The sequence below is a fragment of the Leptospira chreensis genome (assembly GCF_016919165.1).
Classification (GTDB): domain Bacteria; phylum Spirochaetota; class Leptospiria; order Leptospirales; family Leptospiraceae; genus Leptospira_A; species Leptospira_A chreensis.
In genome coordinates this window covers 121086-134509 of record NZ_JAFFPS010000057.1, presented here as the reverse complement: position 1 = coordinate 134509, position 13424 = coordinate 121086, and the positions used below count along the sequence as shown (strand labels likewise).

The 13424-nt window shown below is 41.9% G+C and carries 16 protein-coding genes; 8 read left to right on the top strand and 8 right to left on the bottom strand.

Annotated features, from left to right (window positions below; genetic code table 11):
* The first annotated feature begins 27 nt into the window (after positions 1-27).
* The 7 genes from JWG41_RS15650 (at position 28) to JWG41_RS15620 (ending at position 5235) form a co-directional block, all read left to right on the top strand.
* Complete coding sequence (locus JWG41_RS15650) at positions 28-768, top strand: LIC11073 family putative lipoprotein (RefSeq protein ID WP_205270851.1); 741 nt, start codon at positions 28-30, stop codon at positions 766-768.
* A complete protein-coding gene (rsmI, locus tag JWG41_RS15645; RefSeq protein WP_205270850.1) occupies positions 758-1480 on the top strand; it encodes a 16S rRNA (cytidine(1402)-2'-O)-methyltransferase in 723 nt (240 codons plus the stop codon). Before JWG41_RS15650 ends, rsmI begins: the two co-directional genes overlap by 11 nt.
* A 21-nt stretch (positions 1481-1501) precedes the next feature.
* Positions 1502-1828 carry a flagellar biosynthesis anti-sigma factor FlgM gene (locus JWG41_RS15640; RefSeq protein WP_205270849.1) on the top strand — a complete coding sequence of 109 codons (327 nt, stop codon included), beginning with the start codon at positions 1502-1504 and terminating at the stop codon, positions 1826-1828.
* An 83-nt stretch (positions 1829-1911) separates the two neighbouring features.
* Positions 1912-3078, top strand: a complete 1167-nt coding sequence (locus tag JWG41_RS15635) for an iron-containing alcohol dehydrogenase (RefSeq protein WP_205270848.1) — start codon at positions 1912-1914, stop codon at positions 3076-3078.
* A 6-nt stretch (positions 3079-3084) separates the two neighbouring features.
* Complete coding sequence (locus JWG41_RS15630) at positions 3085-3330, top strand: hypothetical protein (protein ID WP_135600649.1); 246 nt, start codon at positions 3085-3087, stop codon at positions 3328-3330.
* On the top strand, positions 3327-4505 hold the full coding sequence (locus JWG41_RS15625) for a FliG C-terminal domain-containing protein (RefSeq protein WP_205270847.1): 1179 nt from the start codon (positions 3327-3329) through the stop codon (positions 4503-4505). Before JWG41_RS15630 ends, JWG41_RS15625 begins: the two co-directional genes overlap by 4 nt.
* Positions 4506-4572: 67 nt before the next feature.
* The gene (locus JWG41_RS15620; protein WP_205270846.1) at positions 4573-5235 is read left to right on the top strand and encodes a hypothetical protein; all 663 of its coding nucleotides are present in this window, start codon (positions 4573-4575) and stop codon (positions 5233-5235) included.
* A gap of 24 nt (positions 5236-5259) precedes the next feature.
* On the opposite strand, the gene glpK is transcribed toward JWG41_RS15620, so the two are convergent.
* A complete protein-coding gene (glpK, locus tag JWG41_RS15615; protein ID WP_205270845.1) occupies positions 5260-6756 on the bottom strand; it encodes a glycerol kinase GlpK in 1497 nt (498 codons plus the stop codon).
* 1 nt (position 6757) lies between these two features.
* Positions 6758-7714, bottom strand: a complete 957-nt coding sequence (locus JWG41_RS15610) for an MBL fold metallo-hydrolase (protein ID WP_205270844.1) — start codon at positions 7712-7714, stop codon at positions 6758-6760.
* Positions 7715-7799: 85 nt separating this feature from the next.
* Between JWG41_RS15610 and JWG41_RS15605 the strand changes: the two genes are divergently transcribed.
* Positions 7800-8117 (top strand): STAS domain-containing protein, encoded by a 318-nt coding sequence (locus tag JWG41_RS15605; RefSeq protein WP_205270843.1) that lies wholly within the window; start codon positions 7800-7802, stop codon positions 8115-8117.
* Here the strand turns inward: JWG41_RS15605 and JWG41_RS15600 are convergent.
* From JWG41_RS15600 to JWG41_RS15575, 6 genes are read right to left on the bottom strand one after another with little or no spacing between them, the layout of a single operon-like run.
* Complete coding sequence (locus JWG41_RS15600; RefSeq protein ID WP_205270842.1) at positions 8114-8869, bottom strand: CDP-alcohol phosphatidyltransferase family protein; 756 nt, start codon at positions 8867-8869, stop codon at positions 8114-8116. The two genes, JWG41_RS15605 and JWG41_RS15600, sit on opposite strands and share 4 nt — an antisense overlap.
* The gene (gene tsaD / locus JWG41_RS15595; protein ID WP_205270841.1) at positions 8866-9891 is read right to left on the bottom strand and encodes a tRNA (adenosine(37)-N6)-threonylcarbamoyltransferase complex transferase subunit TsaD; all 1026 of its coding nucleotides are present in this window, start codon (positions 9889-9891) and stop codon (positions 8866-8868) included. Before tsaD ends, JWG41_RS15600 begins: the two co-directional genes overlap by 4 nt.
* Complete coding sequence (locus JWG41_RS15590) at positions 9891-11255, bottom strand: S41 family peptidase (RefSeq protein ID WP_205270875.1); 1365 nt, start codon at positions 11253-11255, stop codon at positions 9891-9893. The genes tsaD and JWG41_RS15590 overlap by 1 nt, the downstream gene beginning before the upstream one ends.
* A gap of 1 nt (position 11256) precedes the next feature.
* The gene (locus tag JWG41_RS15585; protein ID WP_205270840.1) at positions 11257-11547 is read right to left on the bottom strand and encodes an LA_1448 family UV-C exposure upregulated protein; all 291 of its coding nucleotides are present in this window, start codon (positions 11545-11547) and stop codon (positions 11257-11259) included.
* 36 nt (positions 11548-11583) lie between these two features.
* A complete protein-coding gene (lexA, locus tag JWG41_RS15580; protein WP_205270839.1) occupies positions 11584-12192 on the bottom strand; it encodes a transcriptional repressor LexA in 609 nt (202 codons plus the stop codon).
* A gap of 50 nt (positions 12193-12242) precedes the next feature.
* On the bottom strand, positions 12243-13424 hold the full coding sequence (locus tag JWG41_RS15575) for an efflux RND transporter periplasmic adaptor subunit (protein WP_205270838.1): 1182 nt from the start codon (positions 13422-13424) through the stop codon (positions 12243-12245).

Below are 13424 nucleotides of genomic sequence, written 5' to 3'. Positions count from 1 at the left end.
AAACTTGGAAGGGAAACGAGAAATAGAATGCGTTTTCCCTCTTTACATCCACTTTACTTTATCTGCATATCTTTTCTCTCTTTTTTTAGGTGCGGGATCAATACAGATACGCCCGTAGCTCCTTTTGTGTTTCTGGTTCCGCCAAACGTTCCGCAGCTCCTTTCTGTAGTGGCTGTGAATAGCAATATCACAAACGACTACCAAACCGATGTTTTTAATTACAACCTAGACCCAAGGCCGGAATACATCATCCGTTACTTTGTTACCAACAGAGAACCGCAGTTTTTGGGTTATAATCTCTATATAACCACAGCTTTTCCCGGGGTGATCCAAACCATCCAAGGAGAATGGTTGGAAGATGGGGTACAACCCAGTTTCCCCCACCTTCCTTACGAAGCCTCCACGGAATCGGCAAAAATCGTCACCAAACGGATTCGATTTGCTGTGCCTCCTCCGGGAGCAGAGTTTTTCCAAAAATGCCAAATCTATAACTTTACCTTGCGTTCCATGTTGACGGGAGGACTGATTTCCAATCCTTCCACTCCCGTAAGCACTTGTGCCATTCCCAACAAAGTAAACGATATCCAAACCCTTTGTGCTGTGGGAACCGGTTGCAACACAACGATCTGCTCCAATGCGGCTTGTACAACTCCTACAGCTTGTGCCCTAGGAACCGCTTGTAACCCTTGTACCAAAGGCAATAATGATCTTGCTTGCACCTGCCCTGCCGGTGCCTCCCCTCCAGGATGCCAATACATTGGCCCATAAACGCGAGTCAGGTTCTCTCTATGTTGTCGCCACTCCCATTGGGAATTTGGGAGATATCACTTTGCGAGCCCTGGAAATTTTCAAGGAAGTAGACCTTGTCCTTTGTGAATCTGCCAAAGAAACTCGCTCTCTATTGTCGAGATTGGAAATCGTCACTCCTGTCCTTGCTCTTTACAAAGATAGTTCCGAATCTCCCTATTCCAATGTCCTAGAACAACTCTTAAGTGGGAAATCCATGGCCCTCGTTTCGGATGCAGGCACTCCCGGTGTTTCCGATCCAGGAAGCCAGATGGTTCGAACGGCTCGGGAAAAAGGAATTCGGATTGTCCCAGTGCCCGGTGCCTCTGCCTTAACCGCATTACTTTCCGTTTCCGGTTTTCAGGTAAATCCTACGTATTTTTTAGGTTTCCTCTCTGAAAAACCGAGTAAAAAACGCCGAGAATTAGAAAGAGCTTCGGAGATCGACGGACTTGTTGTTTTCTACGAATCCGTCCACAAACTCCCAAGGCTCTACCCGATGCTCGAAGAGCTTTTCCCTGAGACCGAAGTTCTTGTGGGAAGGGAGTTGACAAAGACCTTTGAAGAGGTACTTTACTACGCAAATCCTAGGGAATTGGCAAGCAAACCGCCAAATGCTAAGGGAGAGTTTGTTTTTCTCTTAAATCATCGAAAAAAAACACTTAAGGGAAATTCAGATTCCACCGATATGTGATGTAGGAAGAGGACTAAATATATGAACGTCGACAAAGTAGGACGAGTTGGTGGTTACGGTTACGAACCAAAAAAACCACAAGGGCCAAAAGAAGCGGAATCACAAGCTCCGGTAGACACGATTTCTATCTCTGATGCTGCAAAGAAAATTGCATCGGAAGCGAAGCTTCAAGCTGAAGTAAAACAAATCGCAAAACAAATTGTACAAGCTCCTCCAGAAGAAGATCGTACAGAAAAAATTAAAGCGATCAAAGAACGATTGAAAAACGGCGACTATGACAACCTCTCTACAGAGATGTTGGATAAAATTTCCGACCAAATCGCGTCAACATTCCTCGGTCAGCAGTAAAAAGGACGGGTGGTGAGGGATCCTTTTTTATTGTCCTCTCCGAGGATTTCTCTAACTCCGTTGAATCATAATTAGGGGAACGTATGCCAGTCCTCCCCGAATGGATTAATTTTCAATTTCCTCCTAAAATTCACTTCGAAATCGATTGTGGGTACAAACTCGGATCTTTTGTTAAAAACATTGGGTCTCGAGTGGTTCTTATCACCACACAAAAAGAATTAGAAAACGCCGAAGAACTTTCCATTATCAAAACCAGTCTCGAAAAACACGCCGAAGGTGTGATCATCTATGATGATATTGTAGACCGCGTTCATTTTAAAGATTTAGATTCCTGCGCCCACTTCCTTAGAATTTCCAATGCCGATTGTGTTGTTGCTTATGGTTCGTTCGAATCGGTAAATGCAGGTAAGGCGGCCGCCTTACTGGCAACCAATGATTTTTTTGCCGAAGATTTACTCGTAGGACGTAAACAACCCAAAAAAAAAGGTCTTCCCTTAGTGGTTGTGCCGACAAAACCCCTACTCGGAAATGAATGTTCTCCTTTCTTTTCTATCGTAGATGATAAAGATAAAAATAGAAAATACTTTGCACATGAATGGGCATTTCCAGAACTCATTGTCTCGGATCCGAAAATTGGTGCGGGTATGTCTAGCTCCGAAACAGCCAAAACGGGAATCTCCATTTTATCTGCGGCTGTTGATAGCATTCTTTCTAAATATGCCAACGAAATCACATCTTCCACAGCACTTCGCTCCATCGAACTCATTTCCAAAAACATTGTTCCCGCCATTCGGGAACCTAGAAACCTAGGACCGAAGAACTCGATTTATGCGGCAAGTCTACTGGCTGGCATTGCACAATCTACAAGTAGCCTTGGCCTTTGTTATGCCTTGTCACTAGCTGTAACGACCGTTACCAATCTTGATATCTTTCAAAGTATGTCGATCCTCCTCCCTCACGTTATGGAATACAACTTAACCTCCTCTGCCGGTAAGTATGTAATGATTGCAAGAGCCCTCGATGAAGATGTGACGAATATCTCCGTCATTGAAGCTGCGATCAAAGCGGTGGAAGGGATTCGTAAAATCTATTTGGAACTTCGAATTCCTCAAAGGTTGTCGGAATACGAAGTGAAAAAAATCGATTTACCGGGGATTGCTACCCTGGCAGCAACTTACTCGTTTCTTGATTGTCTTCCTAGAGAACTTCCCAAAAATGAAATCGAAACCATCCTTGTGGCTGCGTTTTAGGTTCCCTTGATCCAACTGACGGAATTCGAAAAAAAACTATTAGAAACCTTTACTCTCAGTGACCGCGATGCCAGACGATTACAAAGAGTCATCCAAGACCTTTCGATTGTTGTGGGGATGGAACACGAAGAGATCTATGACTTCATGCGTTTTGGAGTCGAAAATGAGTTGGAAATTTTAAAAACTGATTATAATTGGGAGCACTTTAGAATCCGAATTCAGAAAAAACTGAAAAAATCCCCTCCCCTTTGATATACAGCCAAGGAAACAATTACCATTTTTTCTTAAGCACAACCGACTCGGTTGCCAGGTTCCAAACTTCCATCGATCCCTTTTATCCAATTCCCAAAAACCAGATTCCAGAACTCCCTTCTGTCACCACAGACCCCATTCTCATTCCTCAGTTTTTATATTCCTTACAATACAATAGACAAACTTTCTCTGTAAAACCGGTTACTACACCCACTTACATGGGTAGCATAAAGCCACAGAGAGATTCAGAAACCAAACCAAAGCCGGGATTTGGATCTCTCCTAACGGAAATGGGTGGGATGCGTAATTCTCCCTCCCCACTCTTTCGTTCCAAACGAGACCAGTTCGAATCGGCGAAGTATTTGTCCCTTAGAGACATCATCCATCCAGAACTCTCGGAAATCTTGGTGCGTGAAAAAATAGAAACTCTTTACTTCGATGCCAAAAGTAAAACCTATCTCTTTCGCTTGGTATCCATTCTTTTTTCGGGAACTCCGGGGGAAGAAGAAACCATAGTTTCTAATTTATTTCGTCATGAACCCGAGTTTGCCAAATTCTTAAACAAACAGATGTTTACCGTAGAAATGATCCCTCTAATCCATGGATCTTTTTTACAAGAGATCCTCCGTCAACATGATGAAAGGTATATCAAATATATTCTACCTACACTTTCGAAACCAGTAATGGAAGTGATTCGGTCTTCTATATCCAAAAATAAAATGAAACATATCATGGACGGGCCCTTTCTAAAACCGCCGGACGGAGAGGATCTGGTAACCATTATGGAAACGGAAACTTTCAAACGCTTTGCAAGAAATATCTATTATGAAGAAGGATCGATATTTACTTATAGAGAAAAGGGAGAGGAGGAATTCAAAGAAGAAATTTCTTTTACTAATGCAGAGAAAATCAATTTCTTCGTCGATGGTGGTCTTCTCAGTTTCTATGGAAAAACCAAAACAAAGTTATTTTTTAAAACTAATGATTGGATGGAATGTTTACGCTTTGATTTCTTTTTATCTCGCAAAGAAATAGAAACTACCGAGTTTCATAGATTACCACCCGACTTACTGATTGAAGTCCCCTATTATCCAACAGGAATCTTTCTTGTGGGAGCCGGGGTTACCAAAGAAAGAAAACCTTTTGAATTTTCCCTTCTTTGGTTTGATTATTGAATTTTGCGAAACAAGGTTTGTCATTTTTCACTAGACTTGCCTGTCATTTTCTCTACATTAATGAGGCATGGCGCATTCGAAAAACCATAACTCTCTTAAGAATGGATTCCCATACTTCATTGCAAGTTTCTTATTTGTAATTTATTATCTTCTCTTGTATTTAGTTCCCCCTCCCCCAAATGATACTTCCCAATTGCATGCCTGGATTTCGGAATGGAAAACGTATTTACAAATTGCTGATGAAATTTTAATCTTCGCCACACTCGCTCTACTTCCTTCCATCTATACCCTAACAAATCCAAGGAAACAGAACCAGTCGCCAGTTGCTTTATTTGCCTCTGGTTTGTTTTTCTTAATTGTGATTCCTATGTATGTTCTCGTGGATTTACTTTTCGGTCGGTTGGTCTATCCTGTAAATGTCTATCCTCTCTCAGAAGATAGTATCGTTTTTATCTTAAGTTTGATTTCAGGAACCAACCATATGATCTCCCTGGTTACAGCTCTAGCGATTCTATTGTATAGTATTGCTTTTAGAAAAAAAACGGGAGGAGGTTTGGGGTTAGGGTTTGGAATCCTTGTGTTTGGACTCCAAATTTTCGCAAGTTTCCCCTGGTTACTTCCACCAGGGTTTTTACTTTTTTGCCAATTGAGTTTTCCGATTTGGTTATTATCGATCGGTTTTTATTTTCTGAAAAACGAAAACGAAGAGCCGAATACACCAAACAGATAGCAACTAACAATACTTTGGATTGGTTTAGTTTCCCGTTTTGACTCGGGAGATGCCCCAGTTCCATTTATTGATTTCTTCTTTTCGTTCGTCATCTTTCATCTTAGGAACAAACTGAGTGGTTTTCTGTTCTTCCTTACGAAGGCTTGCTACGGATTTAAAAAATCCTCTTTCCAGACCTGCAAGGTAAGCGGCCCCAAGAACGGTTGTGTCTACGTTACTTGGGCGAATGACTTTTGTTCCGAGAATGTCTGCTTGGAATTGCATAAGCCAAGCATTGGAAGTGGCTCCTCCGTCCACACGTAAGAATTTCAAAGGTTTTCCCGTTTCCTTTTCCATGGCATTGGCCAGTTCATAAGACTGCAAAGCAATGGCTTTGAGAGCGGCCCTTGTGATTTGGGCAGCTGTTGTGTCACGCGAGAGTCCAAAGATGGCACCACGGGCTTCTTGGTCCCAATGGGGAGCACCAAGACCTGCAAAGGCTGGAACAAAAACCAAATCATCTTTTGTTTTAATGGCTTTGACCAATTTTTCCGAGTCTTTGGAATACTTAAAAAATTCTAAATTATCTCGGAGGAATTGAACCACAGCCCCACCAATAAAAACAGATCCTTCCAAACAATACACTGTTTTGCCTTCAGGACCGAGTGCCAGTGTGGTGATAAGGCCTTGGTTCGAAATACGAAATTCATCCCCCACATTGAAGAGTAAAAAACATCCGGTTCCATAAGTGTTTTTGGCCTCACCTGGTTCTGTACAGAGTTGGCCAAAAAGTGCTCCTTGTTGGTCTCCCACAAGAGAAGAAATGGGAATTCCATCAGGAAGAGATTTTACGCTGGAAGTGAATCCAAACAAATTTTTGGAATTGAATGCCTTAGGCAACATAGACATAGGAACTCGTAAAATATCACAAAGTTCTTCATCCCATTCTTTGGTTTGGATATTGAATAGGAGAGTTCTTGAGGCATTGGTATGGTCTGTTTTGTGTTCTTTATGACCGGTGAGTTTGTACAAAAGCCAAGTGTCGATGGTTCCAAATAACAAATCACCCTTTTCTGCTTTCGCACGAGCACCCTTTACGTTATCTAGAATCCATTGGATTTTGGTTCCTGAAAAATAAGCATCGAGAACAAGGCCCGTTTTATTGCGAAAGTTAGAATCTAAACTTTGTTTTTTTAAGTCCTTACAAATATCAGAGGTTCTTCTACATTGCCAAACAATGGCGTTGTACACGGGTTTGCCGGTCTTTTTATCCCAAACGACAGAGGTTTCTCTTTGGTTTGTGATACCAATGGCTACAGCATCTTTGGGATTTAGATTTCCATTTTTGATAGCGGTTCCGATGAGTTTCTGAGTTTTTACCCAGATCTCTTCTGGGTCATGTTCTACCCAACCTGGTTTCGGATAATATTGTTTGAATTCTTGGTATGCGGATGAAATTACTTTTCCTTTGTCGTTAAAACAAAATGTACGAATTCCTGTAGTCCCTGCATCAATCCCAATGATATAACTTTTTTTTGCCATATTAAACCTCTATTTCCAAACCTTCGTAAGCCATAATAATTTCTAATGCACCGTGAGGATCAAACATCTCTTTGTATTTGAGAGCTCGTAAATATACCAAGTCTAACTTTTCATCATCATACGATGGATCATGATGAAACATTACTAGTTTTTTTACCTTCGCACGAAGGGCTATGTCTGTAGCAATGGACGCCGAACTATGACCCCAGTCAATTTTTTGAAGTGATTCTTCGAATGTATATTGTGTATCAAAAACCAAAACATCGGCATCACGGAAATAATCGATATAAGTATCAATGTTTTCCATTTCTTCTAAATTGAATTCGGCATCGGATGCAAAGATGATAGCCTTTCCCTCTTCCATAAATCGATAGGAGAAACTCCCTCCCGGATGACGCACGGCTTTACTAAATGCCTGGATATGTGGTCCAAGAGAAATGGTTTCTCCTTCTTCAATGTACTGGAATGTTTTTTTGGCAGCATAGTGATCAAAGGAGACAGGAAAATGAGTGAAGACAAATTGATGTTCCAACCTTTTTTCTGCATCGTTCATAGAAGAGATAAATTCGAAATGATTGCCTGGTAAAAAAAGAGGAACAAAAAACGGAATCCCTTGGATATGATCCCAGTGGGTATGAGTTAAGATCCAATACGCATGCCCCGTTCCCTTCCCAAAATCAGAGCCCATAATTTGGTTTCCAAGCTCCCTAAGTCCCGTTCCTCCATCAATGATGATTAGGTTCTCTTCTTTGTCACGAATTTCTATACAGGTCGTATTACCGCCGTAAGTTGATGACGAAGAAAAACTTAAAGATTTGAGAAAACTATGGATACTTTGTTCGTTTTGAATGTCTGTGGGACTTGCCAAAGAAAGGATTTTTTCAATTTTATGTTTAACACTTTCAGGCCGAATGGGTGAACCAATGGAACCGCGGACACCCCAAAACTTGATTTTCATTGCTCTTTTTCTAGAGTCCTTTTTTGAAAAATCAAACGTTTTTTGATTGTATTTGGTTCTTTCAGATGTTGTCTTAACTGAAGTTATGTTTCAGTATGAAATTAAACGAGAGAATGAAAAGGCCTTTGTCCATCTAGAAGGTTCCCTGTCCCTTCGTGACAGTCCCAAACTTCGAACGGATATCAAATCGCTGATCGATACAGAAGAAATCAAAGAGCTAGTTTTAGACTTTAAAAATTTGAGTTACCTAGATTCTTCTGGAGTGGGAATCCTACTCCATACCTACAGTTGGACAAAAGAAAAAAATAAAGAGGTTCGTATCATCAACCTTTCCGCTGAAGTGCGAACCATATTTACCGTTGCCAACCTTTTGGATATCTTCCAACTCAAAGAAGAAACCTAAACTCGGTAGTCCTGAATGGTTTGGATGAGAAAAGAGACAATTCCACTAAACACATAAAACCCAACCGCCCCATACATCACATAAGGCCAACGGTAGAATCCAATTGCCAGTAACAATAGGCCAAGACCGACGATAACAATCCCTAATTTTTTCCAAGAGAAAAGTCCGCGAATGGCAACTTGTGGTTTGCTATATCTTAGAGTCGAAACCATAAGAAGAGCGGTGATCACAAAAAAGAGAACTGCTGTCCAAACAGGCACTTGAGAGACAGAAAACACCAAAGGGAAAATTCCAATCACAACCCCGGCCACTGGAGACGGAAGTCCATTGAAAGACTTTGGATCGTGGGCTACATTGAACCGAGCAAGCCTGTAAGCCGCACAGATCGGATACAAAGCTGCGATGAACATACCTAAAGGAAAGTAATCCGGTTTGTCAAAGATATCCAATTTGATATCATAGAAGAACATTTTGTACGATAAAAATCCGGGGGCGATGCCGAATGTAGTGAGATCGGCAAGACTGTCTAAGTCCGCCCCAAGTTCGCTTGTACAGTTGAGGGCACGAGCGGCCATTCCGTCAAATCCATCGAATAACGCGGCTAAGATGATAAACACTCCTGCCAGGGAATAAAGTTCGTGGGAATTTGTGTGGGATGGATTGGTTTCAGCAACCAGGAGCATAGAAACAAACCCTAAGGTTAAGTTTCCGAGAGTCAGTGTATTGGGGATCCAAGTAAGTTTTAGTTTCATAATGTTTGTTCAAAGTTTCGCTTGGGACTTACCTTAAAGTCGAGCCCCACAAAAGATTTTTGTTTCCAGAGATGGTATCCAAGACATGCCACCATCGCTCCGTTATCTGTGCAGTAAATTTTTTTGCCAGGATAAAATAGGTCAAATTGGGATCTTTCTTTTTCGGCTTCCAAACTCTCCCGGAGTTTCCCGTTGGCGAGGACCCCACCGGCCGCGACTACAGTCCGAATTCCGGTTTTGGCAATGGCTTTGCGGATATTACGGGTGACGAGTTCGAAGGCCGTCTTTTGGAAGAAGTAGGAAATTTTTTCCACAGGGGGAGCTTCCGCATGGGCTTTCAGGTAATAAAGGACAGCTGTCTTTAACCCGCTATAGGAAAACCGAATCTTATCCTCACCGTCTTCTTTTAGAAGTTTTGGAAAAGGATTCACTTCCGCTTCCCCGAGTTTGTAGGCATTGGCCTTGGCTTCCAAATAAGGGCCACCCGGATAAGGAAGGTTTAAGACAGCACTCACTTTATCAAAGGCTTCGCCGAGGGAATCGTCCTGTGTATCGGCAAGGATTTGTAAATCACCAAACCCTTGGTAAAGATAGATGGAAGAGTTTCCTCCCGACAAAAGGACTCCGAGCCAAGGAAAGGGGGGAAGTTCTCTTTCTAAACCAATCACTGCCAAATGGGCTTCGAGATGATTGACGGCCACAATAGGAATTTGATGCACGAGAGATATACAACGGGCAAGCTGTGCCCCAATCATAAGGGAACCAACTAACCCGGGATAGGTTGTCACAGCTACATAGTCCAATTCAGAATATTCGATGCCCGCCTCTTCCATAGAAACAGCGAGGAGAGAGTTGATTTTTTCTAAATGGGCACGGGATGCAATTTCTGGAACCACACCACGGTAGGGAGAATGGGAATCGATTTGGCTATAGATTTTTAGAGATAGGAGATCCTTACCATCGCGAACGATGGCAATAGAGGTTTCATCACAACTGGATTCAATGCCTAACCCGTAGGCCATTACTTCAAGATACGAATGGCTTCAGCAAGTTGTGTATCTAAATCCAATCTTGGTTTTGCATTCGAAGAACCAGCTCTCATTTCATTAAATAAAAAGATCCGAGTGACTGAATCTGAAATGGTTAGGTTTTCTTTTTTCAGTAGAGCAGAAAAATCAGCCAGAGCGGTATCATTGTATTCTGGATGAGTTTCTAAAAAGGGACGAATCAAATTCTTTTTAAAAAGTTTTTCCAAGACATACTTTTCATCTTCGCTTGCGGCAATCGGGTTCACGATATGATCAGGTGTGATTCCTTTTCCATGAATCGATACCCCAGATGGTGTATAGTATTTTTGGATGGTGATGGCAACACCCGTTCCCCCAGAGAGAGGAAAAATCGACTGCACACTTCCCTTTCCAAAACTTTGAGTTCCCACCACCACAGCACGTTTGTTATCTTTTAAAGCACCCGCTAAAATTTCAGAAGCACTGGCAGATCCCCCGTTCACTAAAATAGCAACCGGTATGTCTAAAAACTTTTTCTCTTTTTTATCTGCCTTATAACTTTTTACAAGAACCCCACCCCGACCTTTTACAGAGACAATCTCCGCCTCTGGTGGCAAAAAGAGATCGGCGAGGTCAATGGCCAAATCCAAAAGCCCACCGGGATTCATTCGTAAATCGATCACAAGTTTTTTAGCACCCGCATCTTTCATCGCAGTCACGGCATTTGCAAATTCTTTGGCTGTGGTTTCTTTTCCCATAAACTGAACGAGTTTGATATAACCGGTTTGGGTTTCTGGAAGGTAATGGGATCTTACATATCGAATTTGAATGAGTTCTCTGACTAAATTGACCACAAAAGGATCTTTGATTCCCTTTCTTTCTATCTTCATAGAAATGGAGGATCCCACATCCCCACGCATCATCCCAATGGATTCGGATAGAGAAACAGACTTGGTACTTTTTCCGTTGATCTCTGTGATTTTGTCTTGGGGTTGGAGTCCGGCCTTCCAAGCAGGGGTTCCTTCGATGGGAGCTACGATGATAAAAGCGTTTTCTTGAAAACTAATCTCCACACCAATTCCGCCGAAACTTCCTTTGGTTTCATTTTGTAATTCACCAAATTCATCAGTATCTAAAAACCTTGTATGCGGATCACCTAAACTTTGTAAGGCTCCAAGGATGGCGCCCGTATAGATTTTTTTTTCGTCTTGCGGGTCTACAAAATCATTTTCAATATAAGAAACCACTTCATGTAGAATTTGTAAGTATTTTTCCCCGTCAGTGGATATGGCTTTCACCTTCTCCTGACTTGTAAAAAAAACAAGTACCACCAAACAGAAGGTTACACTTCCCCAAACCAGACGTTCCGATATTTTGATTTTATTCATTTCCATAAATTGACTCGTAAAGGGCTTTGTTTTCTTTTTTTAACATTTCTTTGGCTTCCGGGATGGACAACCGGTAGACTTCGCAGGCCTCTTCAAAAAGAGCACTGTCTGTCGGTGTCGGTCTTTTGGTATCTGCCATAAGGCCAGTTTGGATCCGATTTTGAGCAAACCGTTCCAAGACACGTTTTAAGTCATAGGCATCAATTTCTTGTTTTTTAGGAGCGCAAGAGAGGATCAGTGAGAGAAGGAGAAATGTTGGGAAAGAGAAGAGATGTTTCGACATCCCTTCTAAACTCACTCCCAACCAGGGTTTGGTCAATCAGTAAATGCGATAGAGTCCGATTAGTTTCCCAATTATCGTAGCCTTTTTGGTACGAATGGGTTTTAGTTTTACGTTTCTTGGTTCCAAACGAATCATATCCGGTTCTTTATAAAACACTTTTAGAGTGGCTTCGTTTTCAATCATAGCGACGACGATCTCCCCATTCCTAGCTGTGTCTTTCTTTTGGATGATGGCAATGTCACCGTCACTAATCCCTGCTTCCACCATAGAATCTCCCTTCACTCGTAAAGCAAAGGTTCCGGGTTTGGTGGCCAAGTCTTCTGGGACAGCAATGTATTCTTCGATATTTTCTTCGGCGAGGATGGGAGAACCCGCAGCCACTTGACCCAGGAGGGGAATTCCCGAAGCACGAACAAGAAGTGCCTCTTCCCCATTTCCTTTCAAAAGTTCAATGGCGCGGCTTTGGTTTTTAGAAGTTTTAATATAACCTTTTTTCTCGATCGCCTTTAGGTGGTCGTAAGCACCCTTAGCTGTGATTCCAAACTGATCTCCAATCTCACGAATGGTAGGTGGGAAACCCTTCTCCCGCACTGTGTCCGATATGTATTGCAAAACAAATTCTTGTTTTTCCGTGAGGTCTTTCATACTAAACAGATAACTAGGAAATGGGCGTTATGTCAACAAAAAACTAGGAGTTATAACTTTAAATACTCACTTTTCAAAACAAAACTTCCTTCTTCCACAATGGCTTCGCCAGATTCCACACCATTTGTGACCTCTACCCAATGGTCATAGGTTTTACCCACTCCAATTTTTTTGGCAGAGAAGGATCCGTCACCGTTCCGAACAAAGATATAATTCTCCCCTTCGATTTTATGGATACAATCTGCAGGGATCACCTTCGCTTTGTTTACCGAAGATTCTACCATGGCACCGACTACAGTTGCCGTCACACTTTGTCCCGGGCGAAGTCTCCCTTTTGAGTTTCTAACTTCCAGACGGATCTCCGCAGTTTTTTTGACAGGGTCAATCACATCCCCTACGTGAGAAACAACAGCCTTTAAAGATTCATCTTTAGAACCAATAGGAATGACCTTGGCTTCGTTACCCATACGAATGGATGATAAATCTTTTTCGTATACTTCCAAATTGATCCAAAGAACACTCAAATCCGCAACAGTGAATAAATTGTCACGAGCATTGACGGCTTGACCAATGATGGCTTCTCTTTCCGTCACAGTTCCGGAAATAGGAGTTCTGATGTATAAGTTTTTGGAATTGTATTTTCCAGCTTCTAAGTTAGCAATTTCCGAATCATTGAGACCTAAATTTTCCAAAGCGTTCCTGGAGGTTTCCATTTCGGCTTTTACCGATTTATAATCCATAAGAGACATTTCGTATTCTTTGGCAGACGTTACTTTTCTTTCATAAAGATCTTTCGCTCTGTCCGCTTGTACTTTGAGGGCTTCCAGTCTTGCTCTTGCTTTTAAATAATTGGCTTCTGTGGTTCCGAGTTCCACAGATTGGATGGAAGCAAGGGCCGTACTTTTTTTTACATGTTCCCCTTCCTTCACAAACACCTGTACAATTCGTCCGCTCACCCGTGAACCTACTTTGGCCACGCTGTTCATATCATAAGAAACGGTTCCTGGAAGTTGGAGTTCTTCTTCCAAAGCCTTTTCTTCTAAATAAACTACCGAAAAGGGATGGTTCTTTTGAATCTCCGCAGAGATTGCAAACTTGGATTTATCATCAGTCAGTGCCTCCGTTTTTTTACCGGCTCCAAAAAACTTGGAATACCCGAAATAGGCCAAACTGGCCACAAGAACGAGTATACTTAATGATCTAATATTCTTAAAATTGAATTCTGTTTTCAT

Excerpts from the sequence above, each read along its gene's own strand:
- JWG41_RS15650 (WP_205270851.1), top strand. The coding sequence starts at position 28 with ATGCGTTTTCCCTCTTTACATCCACTTTACTTTATCTGCATATCTTTT.
- JWG41_RS15640 (WP_205270849.1), top strand. The coding sequence starts at position 1,502 with ATGAACGTCGACAAAGTAGGACGAGTTGGTGGTTACGGTTACGAACCA.
- JWG41_RS15635 (WP_205270848.1), top strand. The coding sequence starts at position 1,912 with ATGCCAGTCCTCCCCGAATGGATTAATTTTCAATTTCCTCCTAAAATT.
- JWG41_RS15620 (WP_205270846.1), top strand. The coding sequence starts at position 4,573 with ATGGCGCATTCGAAAAACCATAACTCTCTTAAGAATGGATTCCCATAC.
- glpK (WP_205270845.1), bottom strand. The coding sequence starts at position 6,756 with ATGGCAAAAAAAAGTTATATCATTGGGATTGATGCAGGGACTACAGGA.
- JWG41_RS15610 (WP_205270844.1), bottom strand. The coding sequence starts at position 7,714 with ATGAAAATCAAGTTTTGGGGTGTCCGCGGTTCCATTGGTTCACCCATT.
- JWG41_RS15605 (WP_205270843.1), top strand. The coding sequence starts at position 7,800 with ATGTTTCAGTATGAAATTAAACGAGAGAATGAAAAGGCCTTTGTCCAT.
- JWG41_RS15600 (WP_205270842.1), bottom strand. The coding sequence starts at position 8,869 with ATGAAACTAAAACTTACTTGGATCCCCAATACACTGACTCTCGGAAAC.
- tsaD (WP_205270841.1), bottom strand. The coding sequence starts at position 9,891 with ATGGCCTACGGGTTAGGCATTGAATCCAGTTGTGATGAAACCTCTATT.
- JWG41_RS15585 (WP_205270840.1), bottom strand. The coding sequence starts at position 11,547 with ATGTCGAAACATCTCTTCTCTTTCCCAACATTTCTCCTTCTCTCACTG.
- lexA (WP_205270839.1), bottom strand. The coding sequence starts at position 12,192 with ATGAAAGACCTCACGGAAAAACAAGAATTTGTTTTGCAATACATATCG.
- JWG41_RS15575 (WP_205270838.1), bottom strand. The coding sequence starts at position 13,424 with ATGAAAACAGAATTCAATTTTAAGAATATTAGATCATTAAGTATACTC.